Raw genomic sequence first — 17,074 nt, 5'->3', positions numbered from 1 at the left:
CGCATCAAACCACCGACGGCAGCCCTTTCAGCAGCTTGTCCARCGTGAYSGGGTAGTYSCGCACGCGCACGCCSGTGGCGTTGTAGAYGGCGTTSGCCACCGCGGCGCCCACGCCGCAGATGCCSAGCTCRCCCACACCCTTGGCCTTCATCGGCGACGAGGTCGGGTCGGTCTCGTCCAGGAACACCACGTCCTGGTGCGGGATGTCGGCATGCACCGGCACCTCGTAGCCGGCCAGGTCATGGTTGACGAAGAAGCCGCGGCGAGTGTCCACCTGCAGCTCCTCCATCAGCGCCGCGCCGACGCCCATCGTCATCGCGCCGATGACCTGGCTGCGCGCCGAGGTGGGGTTGATGATGCGGCCCGCCGCGCACACGGCCAGCATGCGCCGCACGCGGATCTCGCCGGTGAAGGCGTCCACCGCCGCTTCGACGAAATGCGCGCCGAAGGTCGATTGCTGGAAGCGCTTGTCGAGGTCGCCGTACTCGATGCCGTCTTCGGCCACGAGGCCGCTGAAGGACTCCAGCGGCACAGCCTTGCCGCCGCCGCGCACCTCGCCGTCGACAAAGGCTGCGTCGTCACCCAAACCTGCCTTCGCCGCCACCATGCTCCGTAACTTCATGCAGGCCGCGAACACGCCGGCGCAGGAGTTGTTGGCGCCCCATTGCCCACCCGAGCCGCAGGACACCGGGAACTCCGAATCGCCCAGCCGCACGCGCACACGGTCCAGTGGCACGCCCATCGTTTCGGCGGCGGTCTGGGCAATGATGGTGTAGCTGCCCGTGCCGATGTCGGTCATGTCGGTCTCGACGACGATGTGGCCCTCGCCGTCGATGCGCACGCGGGCCTTGGACTTCATGGACAGGTTGTTGCGGAAGGCCGCCGCCACGCCCAGGCCCACCAGCCAGCGCCCCTCGCGCACCTGGGCCGGCTTGGGCGAGCGCTTGTTCCAGCCGAAGCGTTCAGCGCCCAGCTTGAAACACTCGGCCAGGCGGCGCTGCGAGAACGGCCGCTGCGGCTTCTCCGGGTCGACCTGGGTGTCGTTGCGCAGGCGGAAATCGATTGGGTCCAGGCCCAGCATCTCGGCCATCTCGTCCATGGCGATCTCCAGCGCCATCAGCCCCGGCGCCTCGCCGGGCGCGCGCATCGCATTGCCTTCGGGCAGGTCCAGCACGGCCAGGCGCATAGCCGTGAGCCGGTGCTCGCCGGCATAGAGCAGGCGCGTCTGCGCGGGCGCCGTCTCGGGCCCGCCGCCGGGCAGGTCGCCGGACCAGCTCTCGTGCGCAATCGCGCCGATGCGGCCGTCCTTGTCGGCGCCGATGCGGATGCGCTGGATGGTGGCCGGGCGGTGCGTCGTGTTGTTGAACATCAGGGGCCGCGTCAGCGCGATCTTGACGGGCCGGTTCACAGCACGGGCACCCAGGGCGGCCAGCAGCACGTCGGCGCGCAGGAAGAGCTTGCCGCCGAAGCCGCCACCGATATAGGGCGACTTCACGTGCACGTTGGCCTTGGGGATGCCCAGCGTCTTGGCCAGGTCCTCGACCGCCCAGCCGATCATCTGGTTGGCCGTCCACACGGTGAGCTTCCGGCCTTCCCACGCAGCCAGCGTGGCGTGCGGCTCCATCATGGCGTGGCCCTGGTCGGGCGTGCTGTAGGTCGCGTCCAGTTGCACGGGTGCCTTGGCAAAGGCGCCGTCGAAGTTGCCCACCTGGGTCTGCGCCTTGCCGCCCATGCCATCGCCCTTGGCCAGCGGCGCATGCGCCTTCTGTGCAGCCAGGTCGAAGCGGCCGGGCGTGACCTCGTAGCGAATGTCGATGAGCGCCGCGGCCGCGCGCGCGTTCTCGAAGGTCGTGGCCACGACGACGGCCAGCGCCTGGTGGTAGTGCGTGATCTCCGGGCCGCCCAGCAGCTTGGCGGTGTTCTTGCTGCCCTTGCCGAGCTTGCCGGCGTTCTTCGCCGTGACGATGGCCAGGACGCCCGGTGCCTTGCGCGCCGCCGCCAGGTCCATGGACTTGATGCGGCCCTTGGCGATGCCGGCACCGACGATGAAGCCGATGGCCGGATCGGCCGTCTCGCCGTGGTGCTCGTAGGCATAGGGCGCCGTGCCCGTGGTCTTCAGCGGCCCGTCGATGCGCGGCGTGGCCTTGCCGACGATGCGGCCCTGGTCGATGGCGTTGGTGGTGGCGGGTTTGTCGAATCTCATGACGCGCTCCTCGCGGCCTGGCTCGCTGCTTGCAGGATGCCGGCCAGCGTGCGCTCGGCCAGCGGCAGCTTGAAGGCGTTGTCCTCGGTGGTCTTGGCACCGGCAAAGGCCTGGGCCGCGAAGGCCTGGGCGCCCTTGGCCAGCGACGCCTCGGCCGCCTCGACGCGCCAGGGCCTGGGCGCCACGCCGCCAAAGGCGACGCGGCCGCTGCCGTCGGGCTGCACGATGGCCGCCACCGACACGAGGGCGAAGGCATAGGACGCGCGGTCGCGCACCTTGCGGTAGACGTGCACGCCGGCGACGGGCGCCGGCAGCAGCACCGCTGTGATCAGCTCACCATGCGTCAGCGCATGCTCGATGTGGGGCGTGTCGCCCGGCAGCTTGTGGAAGTCGGCAATCGGGATGCGACGCACCTGGCCGTCGGGCTTGACGGTCTCGACCTGGGCGTCCAGCACGCGCATGGCGACGGCCATGTCGCTCGGGTGGGTGGCGATGCAGCTCGGGCTGGCGCCGATGACGGCCAGCGAGCGTGTCACGCCGCCAAGCGCCGAGCAGCCGCTGCCCGGCTGGCGCTTGTTGCACGGCTGGGCTGTGTCGTAGAAATAGGGGCAGCGCGTGCGCTGCAACAGGTTGCCGGCCGTCGTCGCCCGGTTGCGCAACTGGCCCGAGGCGCCCGCGAGCAGCGCGCGCGACAACACGGGGTAGTCGCGCTTCACGATCGCGTCGGCAGCGAGGTCGCTGTTGCGCACCAGCGCGCCGATGCGCAGGCCATCCTTGGTTTCGTCGATGCGATCCAGGCCCAGCGCGTTCACATCCACCAGATGCGTCGGCGCCTCGATCTGCAGCTTCATCAGGTCCAGCAGATTGGTGCCGCCGGCAATGAAGCGCGCATCCGGCCGCTGCGCCACGGCAGCGGCGGCCTCGGCCGGCGTACGGGCGCGCTCGAAGGTGAAGGCTTTCATGCGGCACCTCCGCCAACCTGGGTGATGGCCTCGGCGATGTTGGAGTAGGCGCCGCAGCGGCAGAGGTTGCCGCTCATGCGCTCGCGAAGTTCGTCAGCGGACAGCAGGGGCTTCACGGCAAGGTCGGGCGTCGCGTGGCTGGGCATGCCGCGCTGGAGTTCGTCCAGCATGCCCACGGCCGAACAGATCTGTCCTGGCGTGCAGTAGCCGCACTGGTAGCCGTCCTTGGCGACGAACGCCGCCTGCAGCGGGTGCAGCTTGCCCGGCGCGCCCAGGCCTTCGATGGTGGTCACCATGGTGCCTGGCGCCATGACGGCCAGCATCAGGCAGCTGTTGATGCGCCGGCCGTCCAGCAGCACCGTGCAGGCGCCGCACTGGCCGTGGTCGCAGCCCTTCTTGGTGCCGGTCAGCTTGAGCTGCTCGCGCAGCAGGTCGAGCAGCGTCGTGCGCGTGTCGACGTCGACGGTCTGCGACTTGCCATTGATCTCCAGCGTCAGCCGGTGCACCGTGCCGGGTGGGCTGCCGAGAGCGGGCGGCGCATCGTCCGCCGCGCCAGCGACCGAGATCGTGGCCGTGCCGGCGCTGGCGATCAGCACATCCCGGCGTGAAAGACATCCGAACACTTCGTCCATGGCCGACCCCAGGGCTGCTGAAGTTTTGCAGCCTAGGTCGCACGGCCTCACCGCGCGTGTCAGACAAAACGCCGTCGCTGCGCAGGACGGCCGACTACTCCCCTAACACGACGCCTTCACGGCGCGGGTCGGCACCCCCCACCCAGCCGGCCGGGGTGCGCATCAGCACCTGCAGGCCGCTGGTCAGGTCGGCCTCGACGACGACATGGCCACGAGCGCGCAGGCTCGCGAGTTGCTCGGCCGTCAGCGCCCCGCGCTCGACGATCAGCGAGCCGCTGTTGAAGTGACCGAAGTTGGGCAGGTCCACCGCCTGCTGCACCGGCAAGCCCCAGGTCAGCGCGCCGGTGATGATCTTGGCGACGTAATGGATGATGACCGGCCCGCCCGGCGAGCCGGCGACCAGGACGAGCTTTGCATCGCGATCAAAGACGAGTGTGGGCGCCATGCTGGAGCGCGGGCGCTTGCCAGCCTCCACGCGGTTGGCCACCGGCTTGCCGTCGGCGCCGACGGGGTTCAGCGAGAAATCGGTCAGCTGGTTGTTCAGCATGAAGCCACCCGCCAGCCCCGTGCCGCCGTCGCTCATGACGCGGTTGCCGAAGGCAGACTCGACACTCGTCGTCATGGCCACGGCCTGGCCCTTGGCATCGACGACGCTGATCTGGCTGGTGCCGGCTTCGAGCTGCTCGGCCTGCGGCGCGAGGGCCAGCCTGGTGCCGGGTTGACCGGCCGTGGCGGGCGCCATCGCGCGCTCGCCGATTAAGGCGCCGCGCTCCTTGAGGTAGGCCGGTGCGAGCAGGTTCAGCCAGTCGCCGCCCGGCGCGCTGACGAAGCCGGGGTCGGCGATGAACTGCGCGCGGTCGGCAAAGGCGAGCTTGGCGGATTCGGCATAGGCATGCATCCAGTCGGCCGTCATACCCTTGGCTGCGACGGCCTGAGGCTGGATGTCGAGCAGGCCCAGGATCTGCATCAGCGTCAGATGGCCCGAGGTCGGCGGGCCGAAGCCGCAGACGCGATAACTGCGCCATTCATTGCACAGCGGTGGGCGCGTCACGGCCTTGTAGCCGGCCAGGTCGGTCATGGTCAGCAGCCCCGGCCGCGCATGGCTCTTCACGCGGCGCACGATGTCTTCGGCCACGGCACCCTCGTAGAAGCCCCTGGCGCCCTGCCTGGCGATGCCGCGCAGCACGGCGGCGTAGGCCGGGTTCTTCAGCACGGATCCCACCGGCTTGGCATTGCCGGCGGCGTCGAAGAAGTAAGGCGCGGCCTGCGGGTCGCTGCGCAGCGCGCGTTCGCTGGAGGCCAGCTCGAACAGGCGCGGGCTGATCGCAAAGCCCTGCTCGGCGAGCGCGATGGCCGGCTCGAACAGGCGCGCCCAGGGCAACTGGCCATGCTGGCGATGCGCCTCGGCCAGCATGGCCAGCACGCCAGGAACGCCGGTGGAGAGGCCACTCAGGATGGCATCGCGCATGGCCAGCGGCTTGCCGTCGGGCTTGAGGAACAGCTCGGGCGTGGCGGCGGCCGGTGCCGTCTCGCGGCCGTCATAGGTCTGCACCTGGCGCCCGTCCCAATGCAGCAGGAAGGCGCCGCCGGCAATGCCGCTGGACTGCGGCTCCACCAGGCCCAGCACGGCCTGCACGGCAACAGTGGCGTCGATGGCCGAGCCGCCGGCACGCAGGACCTCCAGGCCCGCCCGCGCAGCGAGAGGGTTGGCGGCCGTGACGGCAAAACGCTTGGCCGGCGCCTTGAGACTCGACTCCTTCGACGTGCGTGTGGTTGCTGCTTCGGGTTGCTCGACCGCCCCCGCCTGCGAAAGCAAAAAGGCCAGAGCAACAGGAAGCAAACGCAAGCTCATGTGAAGTAGCCGAGGTCTCGGGTCGAATAGTTGCCGATCTGCGGCAACACCATGGGTAGGTCGGTCGTCGACACGCCCATCCAGGTCGCCAGTGTCGCCGCGAGCTGGTCCACCGACGTGGTGGGCAGCAGCCGGCCCTGGCCGACATCATCGGGCCCGTTGACGCTGACCGACGGCAGCGCGCCGTAGAAACGCCCGCCCTTGACCGCGCCGCCCATGACGAAGTGGTGGCTGCCCCAGCCGTGGTCGCTGCCGTCGCCGTTGCTGGTCAGCGTGCGGCCGAAGTCGCTGGCGGTGAAGGTGGTCACCTTGTCGGCCACGCCCAGCTCCACGGTGGCGGCGTAGAAGCTGGCCATGGCGTCGTTGACCTGCGCCATCAGCAGCGGGTGCTGGGTGGCCAGCAGGTCGTGCAGGTCGAAGCCGCCGATGGAGACGAAGTAGACCTGGCGCGTGGCGCCCAGGCCCTGCCGCGCGGCAATGAGCTTGGCCACCATCTGCAGCTGGGTGGAGAGGCTGGTCGTGTCGAAAGTCGTGCCGAAGGCAGGCACGGCGGCCAGCGCGGCGCCGAGCGCGACCTGCGCGTCGGCCGAGCGCTTGACGACGCGATTCAGCTCGGCCTCCATCCAGTGCGTGCGGTCGGCCGTGATCAGCGAGCGCAGCGCCGTGGAGCAGGCCGCCGAACCGTAAAGCGATTTGGTGATGCCGTTGATGGGCACGGCGCCGGACGTGGACACCTGGTATTGCACGGCCTGCTTGCCGGCCATGTAGACGGCATTGCCCGACACATTGATGCAGGTGAAGGTGGACGTGCCGTTGCCGCCCATGAAGAGGTCGCCCAGGCGCCCGCCCCAGCCGGACGTGGCGCCCTCGGGCGAGCTGGCCTGCCAGACGGATTGCTGGTCGTTGTGCGAGAACAGCTTGGGCGGCARCGGCACGCTCTTGGCCTTGTACTGGGCCAGCGTGGTGGGCTGCACCAGCGTGCCCACGTTGAGCTGCACGGCCAGCTTGCCGGCATCCCACAGCCCTTTGAGCTTGCCGAGCTGGGGCGCCAGCGCCATCTGGCGGCCGTCCGTGCCCACGGGCAGCGCCGTGGCGGCCAGCGTGTCGCGCGGGATGGTCAGCGCCTGGCGTATGCCGGCGTAGGCGGCATGGCTGGCGGCGTCGTAGGGGACGAGCGTGTTGCCGTAGTCGTTGCCGCCGTACATGAAGAGGCAGACCAGGGCCTTGTAGTCGCCTGGCGTCGTCGCGGCGGCGGCTTCGCCGATGCCGGCCAGCGACAGCGCCCAGGGCGCGGCGGTACCGGCAATGCCGACGGCGGAGGCGCGGCGCAGGAACTCGCGGCGCTGCAGTTCGGGGAGTCGGTTGAGCTTCATTTCTGGACCAGGTATTCGGGACAGGCCATCAGCATCAGGACGGCGGCGTAAACGCGGTTGAGCTTGCCGGCGTCGCTGGTGGCGGTGATGGTGGCGATGGCCGTGGCGATGGCCGACTCGGTCGCCGCCGAGATGCCACCGCCGCCCAGGCGCAGCGCCAGATTGGCCACCAGCGCGGGCGGGTCGGCCACCAGCGTCAGCTCGGCCGTGTAGCTCGCCTTGACCTCGCCCACGCCGCTGGCAATGGCCGTCTGCAGAAAATTGAGATAACCCGCGGCCGTGCTCTCGTTGCAGAGCTGGAACTCGGGCGCCGTGACAGCATTCGTGCCCAGTGTGGAGCCTGGCGGCACATACCCGGGGCGGAAGAAGTTGAAGACCGACCCGCTGCGCAGCGGGCTCTGGCCCAGGCGCGTGGCGGGGTTGGTGGTATCGCCGATGTTCCACACGCCAGTGGGCGAGGCAGCGTTGAAGCTGCGCGCCCACTGCACCAGCCGCAGCACCGGCTCGCGCAGCTTGCCGCCGGCATTGCCGGTGGGCACCGTGCGGGCCTCGCTGTCCAGCAGCACGGCGCGCACGACGGCCTTCAAGTCGCCGCGCACGCCGGCGCCGTTATTGGCCCACACGGCCGCCACTCGCGCCACATAGGCCGGGCTGGGATGGGAGGCCACCAGCCGCTGGATCAACTGCCGGCCGAGGAAGGGGCCGACGTTGGCGTGGTTGGCCAGCGTGTCCATGGCCGTCTTCATGGCGGCGGCACCGTCGGCGGTGGCGGGGATGTCCACGCCCAGCACCTTCTTCGCGCCGGTGGCAAAGCGCGACGCGGTGTTGACCATAGCCTTCTTCACATAGGCCGGGTCGGTGCTGCTGGTGCCGTCGTAGTCCCAGCCGGTGAAGACGCGGGCCAGGTCGGTGATGTCGGTCAGCGAGTAGGTATCGACCGGCTTGCCGTCGCTGCCGAGCTTGGGCGACCCGTCGGCATTGAGCTGCACCAGGCCGATGGTGAACAGCTGCATCACCTCGCGGGCGTAGTTCTCGTCGGGCACGCGGCCGGTGCGGGTGTCTTCCTTCTGGTTGCCCCGCATGTTGAGGTAGACGCCCATGGCAGGCGACAGCGTGACCGCCTGCAGCAGGTCGCGGTAGTTGCCGAAGGCGTGCTGCTCAAGCAGGTCCAGATAGGCCGCGCCCATGAAACCGCGCCACTGCACCGGCAGGCCGTTCATGGAGACGACGAAGATCTCCGACAACGCCAGCACGACGCGCTGGCGCAGCGTGTCGGGGGCCGACATCAGCTTGCGCCACAGCGAGTTGTCCAGGCCGGTGAAGCTGTTGCGGTTGGCCTCCACCGCATAGCCGCGCTCCAGCATCCAGTCGAAATGACCCGCGCTCACCGGCAGGGCGAACTGCGTGTCCAGCCAGGCGGCATAACCGCTGGCCTTGACGGTGGCGATGTCGGCTGTCGGCGCGGCAAAGCCGGCCTGGGCGAGGAAGCGCACGGCTTCGGCGTCCGTTGGCGGCGGCGGTGGTGGTGGGGCGGCGGTCGCGTTCGCGCCGGGTGCCGAACTGCTGTCGCCGCCACCGCCGCCGCCGCAGGCGCTCAGCAGCGTGGCGGCGGCCAGTGCCGCGGCAACCGGGGTCAGTGGCGAAAGCGTGTCGTCTTCGGTCGGGGCCGGCGGCAAGGCGAGCAGGTCAGGCATGAAACGTCCGGGTTGCGGGGCGGATGATGCCCATCCCACGCGCTCCGGCACGCCTCTCAAGAACAGGACGTGACATACGCCCTGCGCCTTACCTGATGAAACACCTCAGAGCAGTGGAACCCCGGTCTTGCTTTGTGCGAACTCGCGTGTCACGCCCTCGGCCAGCTCGACGAGCTTGAGGCCTTCCGGCACGACGTCGAAGACCCCCAGGTCGGTGATGACACGGTCCACCACGCCCACGCCAGTCAGCGGCAGCGTGCAGGCGGGGATGATCTTGAGGTCCTCGCTGCCATCCTTCTTCTTCGCGACGTGCTCCATCAGCACGATGACGCGCTTGACGCCGGCCACCAGGTCCATGGCGCCGCCCATGCCCTTGACCATCTTGCCGGGGATCATCCAGTTGGCCAGGTCGCCCTTGCCGCTGACCTGCATGGCGCCCAGGATGCTCAGGTTGATCTTGCCGCCGCGGATCATCGCGAAGCTGTCGTGGCTGCCGAAGATGCTGGAGCCGGCAATGGTGGTGACGGTCTGCTTGCCGGCGTTGATGAGGTCGGCGTCGACCTCGTCCTCGGTCGGAAAGGGGCCGATGCCCAGCATGCCGTTCTCGCTCTGCAGCCAGACTTCCTTGTCCGCCGGCACATGGTTGGCCACCAGCGTCGGGATGCCGATGCCGAGGTTCACGTAGAAGCCGTCTTCCAGCTCCTGGGCCGCGCGTGCGGCCATCTGGTCTTGGGTCCAGGGCATGTCAGGCCTCCGTCTTGAGCGTCAGGGTTTTCTTCTCGATGCGCTTCTCGGGGTTCGCATTGAGAACGATGCGGTGCACGTAGATGCCTGGCAGGTGGACGCTGTCCGGGTCGATCTCGCCGGTCTCGACGATCTGCTCCACCTCCACGATGGTCAGCTTGCCGGCCATGGCCGCCGCCGGGTTGAAGTTGCGCGCCGTGCGGCGGAACACGAGGTTGCCGCTCCTGTCGGCCTTCCAGGCCTTGACCAGCGACACGTCGGGCGTCAGCGCCCTCTCCATGATGTAGGTCTCGCCGTCGAATTCGCGCGTCTCCTTGCCCTCGGCGATCAGCGTGCCCACGCCGGTGCGCACGAAGAAGGCCGGGATGCCGGCGCCACCGGCGCGCAGCTTCTCGGCCAGCGTGCCCTGGGGCGTGAATTCCAGCTCCAGTTCCTTCGCCAGGAACTGACGCTCGAACTCCTTGTTCTCGCCGACGTAGCTGGAGATCATCTTCTTGATCTGGCGCGTCTCCAGCAGCTGGCCGAGGCCGAAGCCGTCGACACCGGCGTTGTTGGAGATGACCGTCAGATCCTTCTTGCCGCTGTCGCGCAGCGCGGCGATCAGCGCCTCGGGGATGCCGCAGAGGCCGAAGCCGCCGACGGCCAGCAACTGCCCGTCCTCCACGACGCCGCGCAGCGCTTCGTCGGCGCTCGGGTACACCTTGTTCATGCCGTTGTCTCCATCTGAACCTCGGGAAGGCGCACAGCGTATCCGCGCCGGCCTACGTATGGCGTTACGTAGAATCGCCTAATCCCCCCAGAGCAAAAGAGGCTGCATGTCGGCATGGCGGCGCATCGCGGCGAGTTGTCTGCTGCTGGCCAGCACCTTGGCCACGGCGGGCGACGTCGAGTTCAGCGGCTTCGGCACGCTGTCCGCCTACCGGGGCGACGACGAGACGGTTGCCGTGCGGCCGCGCCGCTTCGTCGTCGAGTCCTCCAGGGGCGGCGATTGGCGCTGGGATGGCGACTCGGTGCTGGGCGCGCAAGCGCGCTGGCTGATCAGCGATTCCGTCCAGGCCGTCTGGCAGCTGCAGGCCGCAGACGAAGTGGACCGCCGCTGGCTGCCGCGCACCGAGTGGCTCTACCTGGGCTGGACGCTGTCGCCCGCCTGGAGCCTGCGCGTGGGCCGCCAGCCGCAACCGCTGCAGCAGCATTCCGAGACACGCAGCGTCGGCCTGGCGCGCGTCACCGTGCGGCCCGTGGCCACGGTCTATGAGCTGATCTCCAACAACCCCGTCGATGGCGCCACGCTGAGCTGGAACGGCGACGTGGCCGGCGGCAGCCTGTTCGTGGACGTGGCCTGGGGCCGGTTCGACATCCGCAGCAACTCGGGGCGGGCCGTAGGCCGCAGCCTCAGCAGCCTCGCGGCGCGCTGGCAGGTCGGGCCCGCCACGCTGCGGGCCGGTTTCTCGCGCGGCGGGCTGGACCTGCTGAACTCGTCGCTGGAAGCCCTGGGCACCTCGCTGCGCCAGCCGGGCGGGCCGTGCCCCAACTGCGAAGCCGTCTTCGGCGACCGGGTCAAGACACGGGACATTGCCGTGGACCGCATCACGGTCGGCCAGACCTGGGCCTGGGGCCCGTGGACGCTGGACATGGAATACCTGCGGCGCAACAGCAATTCGGTGGTCACCGCGTCGGTGGACGGCTGGTACGCGCTGCTGTCGCATCGCACGGGCGCGCTGACGCCCTTTGTCGCATACGGCAGGACCCGCTACCGCGAAGCCCCGTTGGGCTTGCAAGTCGCCACCGGCACACCGCCCGAAGTGGCGGCCAGCATCACCGCGCTGGACAACCGTTTCCAGGCACGCCAGGACCGGCAGATCGCCCTGCTTGGCCTGCGCTGGGACCTGCACGAACGCGCGGCGCTGAAGCTGCAGCTCGAGCACTGGCGCTCCACGCGCGACACGCTGACACCGCGCAACGACGAGATCCTGTTCAGCGGCGGCGCCACGGGCTGGGACGGCCGCGTCAACCTGCTCAGCGCGAGCCTGGACTTCGTGTTCTGACCGCCATGTCGCGCGCCGCCCTACTCCTCACCGCACTGCTGCTGGCCGGGCCGGCGCTGGCCCAGGAGAAGTTGCGCGTGGCCATCGCGCAGTCGCTGAGCCCGCCCTTTGTCGTCTGGCGCGACACGCAGCCGGTGGGCGGACTGGACGTGGAGCTGGCCAAGGCCATCGCCGAGCAGCTGCGCCTGGGCGTGGAGCTGCTGCCGCTGCCCCGCCCGCGCGTGGAAGTGGCGCTGTCGGCGGGTGACGTGGACCTGGCCTGCAACATCACGCCGACCCGCCGCGACGCCGCCCTGCCCGGCCCGGTGCTGTTCGAGACCCAGGACCTGCTGCTGGGCCAGGAGGCCTCGCCCGCGCCAGACAGCGTCGAGCAACTGCCGGCCGGCGCCACGGTGGGCAGCGTGCAAGGCCAGCTCCACGCGCCCCTGGAGCCTCTGTTCACCGAAGGCCGGCTCAAGCGCGATGAAGCACCCAGCGATGAGAAGCTGCTGCGCAAACTGGCACTCAACCGCCACCCCTACGGCGCCGGCAGCCAGCCGGTGCTGAGCTGGTACACCAGCCAGGAACCCATCGAAGGCCTCGCGCCGTGGCGGCTGCAGCTGGGCAGCCGGCCCTATCGCTGCGTGGTCTCGGCACGCGGCCGCGTGGAGGCGCGCCAGCTCATCGCCGCCATCGAGCAGCTGCAGGCCAATGGCCGCGTGCAGCAGCTGCTGACCACCCATGTCGGCACGCCGCTGGCGGTGGTCGTGTCGGTGAACAGCCCGCTGCGCGGCATCAGCCGCCAGACGCTGGCCGAGATCTTCCTGGGGCAGCGCCTGCGCCTGCGCGACGGCAGCGCGCCCGAGCCGGTCATGACCAACGCCGCCGCCGAGCGCGAGCTGTTCTTCAACACCGTGCTGCGCCGACCCGCCGCCGAGTACCGCAGCGCCTGGGCCGCCCAGCAGTTCGGCGGGCGCCGCCGCGCGCCGCCCGAGCTGGCCGGCGCCGAGGCCATCAAGGCGCATCTGCAACGCCATGCCGGCGCCATCGGCTACCTGCCGCTGGCGCTCGTCGATGCGTCGCTGCGCATCGTCTTCCTGCCGTGACGGCGATGCCCGCTATGCCTGACTACCGCCTCGCCTTCGACCTGGCCCCCATCGGCCTGATCCTGTCCGAACAACGCATCGTGCGCGACTGCAACCAGCAGGTGCTGGCCATCTTCGGCGCGCGGCGCGAGCAGCTCGTGGGGCACAGCTTCGAGCAGCTCTACCCCTCGCACGACGAGTTCCAGCGCACCGGCGACCGCATCGTCGCCAGCCTGGACGCGCGCGGCTGCTATGGCGATGACCGCGTCATGAAGCGTTGCGACGGCAGCCTGTTCTGGTGCCATGTGATGGGCCGCGCGCTGGACCCGAAGGACCCGCATGCGCGCGGCATCTGGAGCTTCGAGGACTTGTCCGCCCGCCGCGGCCTGACGGCCGAGCTGACGCCGCGCGAGCGCGAGATCGCCGCGCTGCTCATCGACGGCCTGACCAGCAAGCTCATCGGCCGCCGCCTGGGCATCAGCCACCGCACGGTGGACGTCTATCGTGCGCGGCTGATGAAAAAATATGCGGCGGCCAGCACGCCCGACCTGATCCACAAACTGTTGTCCGCATGAGTCATTCGCACGCGCCCGCCCTGCCCTACTGCCGCAACTGCCACTTCACGCTGGCTGCGCCGCGCCCCGTCTACTGCGGCCACTGCGGCCAGGAGACCGACCTGCATCCGCCGTCGGTGCGCGAGATGTTCACCGAATACCTGGGCCACTACGTCGCCTTCGACGGCCCGCTGTGGCGCACGCTGTGGGCGCTGGTCGCGCTGCCGGGGCATTTGACCAACGCCTATTTCCACGGCCGGCGGCGCCGCTATGTGTTGCCGCTGCGGGTCTACCTGAGCGCCAGCTTCATCTTCTTCGTCGGCTGGGCGCTGCTGCCGCAGGGGCCGACGCAGACGGTCGAACCCGATACGGAGGTCACCGCGCCGGGCGAACCTGGCAAGCCCGTCCGGCTGCGCGTCAAGCCCGGCAAGACGCCGGCCGAAACCGCCGCTGCGGCGGAAGCGATCTCCAAAGGGGCCAGCGCCGCGACGAGCGTGAAGGTCAGTACCAAGATCGGCGACTGCGACCTGGCTCACCCGGAGACCTGCACCACTTTCACGCGCTGGGTGACGCTGGTCGCCAACAAAGCCGAGGCCATGACCTTCGAGCAATGGAAGTCACGCGCCCGTGCGCTGGCGCCCTACGCCATGCTGGCCATGCAGCCCATCTTTGCCGCCCTGCTGCTGGTGATGTTTGCCGGCAGCGGGCGACGCTATGCCGAGCACTTCGTGTTCTCGCTGCACAGCCACAGCCTGTGGTTCCTGGCCCTGCTGCTGGCCCTCGAGACCAACCTGGAGGGGCCGATGATGTTCGCCGTCTTCGGCCACGGCCTGATGGCGATGCGGCACGTCTACAACCTCGGTTGGCTCGGCGCACTGTGGCGCGGCGTGCTGCTGAGCGCCCTCTATTTCGTGTTGCTGGCAGGCTTGGCGTTGAGCTTGGTGGTCTTGATTGCGCTGACCGCTTGACTGACCGCGCGTTCATGCCCGAGCGAAATGCGCCAGCGCGTAGTCGACGAACGCCTTGAGCTTGGCGGGCTGCTGCCTTCGGCTCGGGTAGTACAGGTAGAAGCCGGGGAAAGTGGGTGAGAAGTCGGTCAGCACGCGCCGCAGCGTCTTGGCCTTGATGTGCGGGAGGGCCAGCGACTCGAAGACGTAGGCCAGCGCGATGCCGTCCAGCGCGGCTTCCAGGTTGAACAGCGAGTCACGCACCGTCAGGTTGCCGCCGATCTCGTACTCGACGATGTGGTCGTCGACCTGCAGCTCCCACTTGTGGATGGCGCCGCTGCCCGAGAACCGGAAGCGAACGCAGTTCTGGTGCACCAGGTCGGCCGGGTGCCTGGGCACGGGGTAGCGGCGGAAATAGTCGGGTGAGCCGACCACGGCGAACTTGATGGCCTTGCCCAGCGGCACGGCGATCATGTCCTTCTGCACGCTCTCGCCCAGGCGCACGCCGGCATCGAAGCCGCGCTCGACGATGTCGACATAGCCTTCATCGTTGGTCAGCTCGATCTGGACGTCAGGGTAGGTCTTGAGGAAGCCCGCCAGCAGTGGTTTGAGCACCATCGCGGTGGAGATGCGCGCCGCGTTGATCCGCAGCAGGCCCGACGGCCGGCCGTCGAGCGCGTGCAGCCGCTCAGCAGCGGCCAGCACGTCCACCAGCGCTGGCCCGACCGTGGCCAGGTAGGCCTCGCCCGCCTCGGTCAGGCTCACGCTGCGGGTGTTGCGGTTCAGCAGCCGCACGTCGAGCCGCGCCTCCAGGCTGCGGATGGCCTGGCTCAAGGCCGACGGCGACACCTCCAGTGCCGCAGCGGCCGCCGTGAAGCCGCGGTGCTCGGCCACCTTGCAGAACGCCAGCAAACCGTCGAGCTGATTGAGCTTCATGTCTTGAAGCTTAGCTTCACAAGCTTTTCAGATTTAAGCCATTTTTCTTTTCAGTGCGGCTGCCTACATTGCGTCCATCTGATCTGGAGCACGCAATGACTGAGAAGCAAGTTTGGTTCATCACCGGCGCCGGCCGGGGCCTGGGCGTGGACATCGCCAAGGCTGCACTGGCAGCCGGCCACGCCGTCGTGGCGACGGGGCGGGACCCCGCCAAGGTAGCAGCCGCCATCGGCGCGCATGAGGATTTGCTGGCGCTGAAGCTGGACGTCACCCATGCGCAGGACGCCGAAGCAGCCATCGCGGCAACCTGGGCCAGGCTCGGGCGGCTCGACGTGCTGGTCAACAACGCCGGCAACTTCTACGCGGGCTTCTTCGAGGAGCTCAGCCCCGAGCAGGTGCGCAGCCAGATCGAGACGCTGCTGTTCGGGCCGATGAACGTGGTGCGAGCGGCGCTGCCGGCGCTGCGCCAACAGCGCTCGGGCTTGCTGCTCACGATCTCGTCGACGGCGGGCATCGCCGGCGGCATGTTCTGCACCGCCTACGCAGCGGCGAAGTTCGGCCTCGAAGGCTGGATGGAATCGCTCACGCCGGAGATCGAGCCGTTCGGCATCCGCACGATGCTGGTGGAGCCGGGCTTCTTCCGCACCGAACTGCTGACCGCCGAATCCACGACCTTCGCGCCGCCGTCGATTGCCGACTACGCCGAGCGCACCCGGGAGACAGTCACGGCCTGGAGCGGCATGGACGGCAAGCAGGGTGGCGACCCGGTGAAGCTGGCCCGCGCCATCGTGCAGTTGGCCGGGCTCGACGCGCCGCCTGCACGCTTCGCTGCGGGGGCGGATGCGGTCAAGACTTTCGAGGACAAGGCGCAAGCGCTGTTGGCGCAGGCCGATGCGCATCGCGCGCTGTCCTCGTCGCTCGCCATCGACGGCTGAAAGGACAGACGCCATGAACACCAACGATCCATCGACACAAATGCCCGATGGCGACCGCCGCGACTTCCTGTCGCGCGTGGCGCTGGCCGGCGCGGGCCTTGCCATTGCCCCGCTCTCAAATGCCGCCGCGGGCAACCAGGTGCATGCGATGAAAGTCCGCCAGCTCGGGCAAGTCAAGGTCGCCGAACTCGGCGCGGGCTGCATGAGCATCAGCGCCAACTACGGCCCGCCTGCCGACCGGCGGCAAGGCATCCGCGTCATCCGCACAGCCTTCGAGCGCGGCGTCAGCTTGTTCGACACCGCCGAGGTCTACGGCCCGTACACCAACGAGGACCTGGTGGGTGAGGCCCTGGCGCCGATGCGCGACCAAGTCGTCATCGCCACCAAGTTCGGCTTCAACATCGAGGCCGGCGGGCTCAACAGCCGGCCCGAGCAGATCCGCAAGGCGGTCGAGGCCTCGCTGAAGCGGCTGCGCACGGACCGAATCGACCTGCTCTACCAGCACCGCGTGGACCCGGCGGTGCCCATCGAGGACGTGGCGGGAACCGTCCAGGACCTCGTCAGGCAGGGCAAGGTGCTGCATTTCGGCCTGTCGGAGGCCAGCGCAAGGACGATCAGGCGGGCACATGCCGTCCTGCCGGTGACTGCCGTGCAGACCGAGTACTCCTTCATGGAGCGGGCGGTCGAGCGCAACGGCGTGCTGGCGGCCTGCGAGGAACTGGGCATCGGCTTCGTGCCCTGGGGGCCGGTCGGCATGGGCTATCTGACGGGCATGGTGACACCGGAAACCAGGCTGGACGCGGCCGCCGATCTGCGCTCGGGATTCGATCGCTTCACGGCGGCCGCCCTGCGCCAGAACCGCGTGTTCGTCGATGCGCTGCAACGGTTCGCGCAAACGCGGGACGCCACGCCGTCGCAGGTGGCGCTGGCCTGGCTGCTGGCGCAGAAGCCTTGGATCGTGCCTATCCCCGGCACGCGACGCCTGGACCATCTGGACGAGAACCTGGGCGCCGTCAGGCTTCAGCTGTCCACCGCAGACCTGCGTACGCTCAACGACGCCGTGGCCTCGTCGCCCGTTCGCGGCGGCCGCATGAACGAGATGCAGATGAAGGTGGTGGACGCCTGATCGACCA

15 protein-coding genes are annotated in these 17,074 nt (G+C 69.2%); 6 read left to right on the top strand and 9 right to left on the bottom strand.

Going from position 1 to position 17,074, the window contains the following annotated elements:
- Positions 1-4: 4 nt before the first annotated feature.
- The 8 genes from paoC to ACXRVZ_RS21560 all read right to left on the bottom strand — a co-directional run bounded on the left by paoC (position 5) and on the right by ACXRVZ_RS21560 (position 10,169).
- Positions 5-2,203 carry an aldehyde oxidoreductase molybdenum-binding subunit PaoC gene (paoC, locus tag ACXRVZ_RS21595; RefSeq protein ID WP_458232806.1) on the bottom strand — a complete coding sequence of 733 codons (2,199 nt, stop codon included), beginning with the start codon at positions 2,201-2,203 and terminating at the stop codon, positions 5-7.
- Positions 2,200-3,165 (bottom strand): FAD binding domain-containing protein, encoded by a 966-nt coding sequence (locus ACXRVZ_RS21590; RefSeq protein WP_457425461.1) that lies wholly within the window; start codon positions 3,163-3,165, stop codon positions 2,200-2,202. The genes paoC and ACXRVZ_RS21590 overlap by 4 nt, the downstream gene beginning before the upstream one ends.
- Positions 3,162-3,797 carry an aldehyde dehydrogenase iron-sulfur subunit PaoA gene (paoA, locus tag ACXRVZ_RS21585; RefSeq protein ID WP_457425459.1) on the bottom strand — a complete coding sequence of 212 codons (636 nt, stop codon included), beginning with the start codon at positions 3,795-3,797 and terminating at the stop codon, positions 3,162-3,164. Before paoA ends, ACXRVZ_RS21590 begins: the two co-directional genes overlap by 4 nt.
- 94 nt (positions 3,798-3,891) lie before the next feature.
- Positions 3,892-5,637 (bottom strand): gamma-glutamyltransferase family protein, encoded by a 1,746-nt coding sequence (locus ACXRVZ_RS21580; RefSeq protein ID WP_457425457.1) that lies wholly within the window; start codon positions 5,635-5,637, stop codon positions 3,892-3,894.
- An 8-nt stretch (positions 5,638-5,645) separates the two neighbouring features.
- Positions 5,646-7,022, bottom strand: coding sequence for a DUF1501 domain-containing protein (locus tag ACXRVZ_RS21575; protein WP_457425456.1), 1,377 nt, complete (start codon positions 7,020-7,022; stop codon positions 5,646-5,648).
- Positions 7,019-8,716, bottom strand: coding sequence for a DUF1800 domain-containing protein (locus ACXRVZ_RS21570; RefSeq protein ID WP_457425454.1), 1,698 nt, complete (start codon positions 8,714-8,716; stop codon positions 7,019-7,021). The genes ACXRVZ_RS21575 and ACXRVZ_RS21570 overlap by 4 nt, the downstream gene beginning before the upstream one ends.
- Before the next feature lie 105 nt (positions 8,717-8,821).
- The gene (locus tag ACXRVZ_RS21565; RefSeq protein ID WP_457425452.1) at positions 8,822-9,460 is read right to left on the bottom strand and encodes a 3-oxoacid CoA-transferase subunit B; all 639 of its coding nucleotides are present in this window, start codon (positions 9,458-9,460) and stop codon (positions 8,822-8,824) included.
- Between the two features lies 1 nt (position 9,461).
- Positions 9,462-10,169, bottom strand: coding sequence for a CoA transferase subunit A (locus ACXRVZ_RS21560; RefSeq protein ID WP_457425450.1), 708 nt, complete (start codon positions 10,167-10,169; stop codon positions 9,462-9,464).
- A 106-nt stretch (positions 10,170-10,275) separates the two neighbouring features.
- Between ACXRVZ_RS21560 and ACXRVZ_RS21555 the strand changes: the two genes are divergently transcribed.
- Genes ACXRVZ_RS21555 through ACXRVZ_RS21540 form a run of 4 tightly spaced genes read left to right on the top strand, consistent with a single transcriptional unit; the run spans position 10,276 to position 14,091 of the window.
- Complete coding sequence (locus ACXRVZ_RS21555) at positions 10,276-11,505, top strand: hypothetical protein (RefSeq protein WP_457425448.1); 1,230 nt, start codon at positions 10,276-10,278, stop codon at positions 11,503-11,505.
- 5 nt (positions 11,506-11,510) lie between these two features.
- Positions 11,511-12,590 carry a substrate-binding periplasmic protein gene (locus ACXRVZ_RS21550; RefSeq protein ID WP_457425446.1) on the top strand — a complete coding sequence of 360 codons (1,080 nt, stop codon included), beginning with the start codon at positions 11,511-11,513 and terminating at the stop codon, positions 12,588-12,590.
- A gap of 5 nt (positions 12,591-12,595) precedes the next feature.
- On the top strand, positions 12,596-13,144 hold the full coding sequence (locus tag ACXRVZ_RS21545) for a LuxR C-terminal-related transcriptional regulator (protein ID WP_457425444.1): 549 nt from the start codon (positions 12,596-12,598) through the stop codon (positions 13,142-13,144).
- Positions 13,141-14,091 (top strand): DUF3667 domain-containing protein, encoded by a 951-nt coding sequence (locus tag ACXRVZ_RS21540; protein WP_457425442.1) that lies wholly within the window; start codon positions 13,141-13,143, stop codon positions 14,089-14,091. The genes ACXRVZ_RS21545 and ACXRVZ_RS21540 overlap by 4 nt, the downstream gene beginning before the upstream one ends.
- Before the next feature lie 12 nt (positions 14,092-14,103).
- Here ACXRVZ_RS21540 and ACXRVZ_RS21535 read toward each other — a convergent pair whose 3' ends face one another.
- Positions 14,104-15,006, bottom strand: coding sequence for a LysR substrate-binding domain-containing protein (locus ACXRVZ_RS21535; protein WP_457425440.1), 903 nt, complete (start codon positions 15,004-15,006; stop codon positions 14,104-14,106).
- 95 nt (positions 15,007-15,101) lie between these two features.
- On the opposite strand from ACXRVZ_RS21535, the gene ACXRVZ_RS21530 reads away from it, so the two are divergent.
- Entirely contained in the window at positions 15,102-15,941 is an 840-nt protein-coding gene (locus ACXRVZ_RS21530; protein ID WP_457425438.1) for an SDR family NAD(P)-dependent oxidoreductase, read from the top strand.
- A 13-nt stretch (positions 15,942-15,954) separates the two neighbouring features.
- Positions 15,955-17,067: an aldo/keto reductase gene (locus ACXRVZ_RS21525; RefSeq protein ID WP_457425436.1), complete on the top strand. Its 1,113-nt coding sequence runs from the start codon at positions 15,955-15,957 to the stop codon at positions 17,065-17,067.
- The last annotated feature ends 7 nt before the right edge of the window (positions 17,068-17,074 follow it).

Source organism: Roseateles sp. P5_E8, from assembly GCF_054177665.1.
Note: the sequence above shows the minus strand (reverse complement) of the source record. Positions and strands in the feature narration are given on the sequence as shown.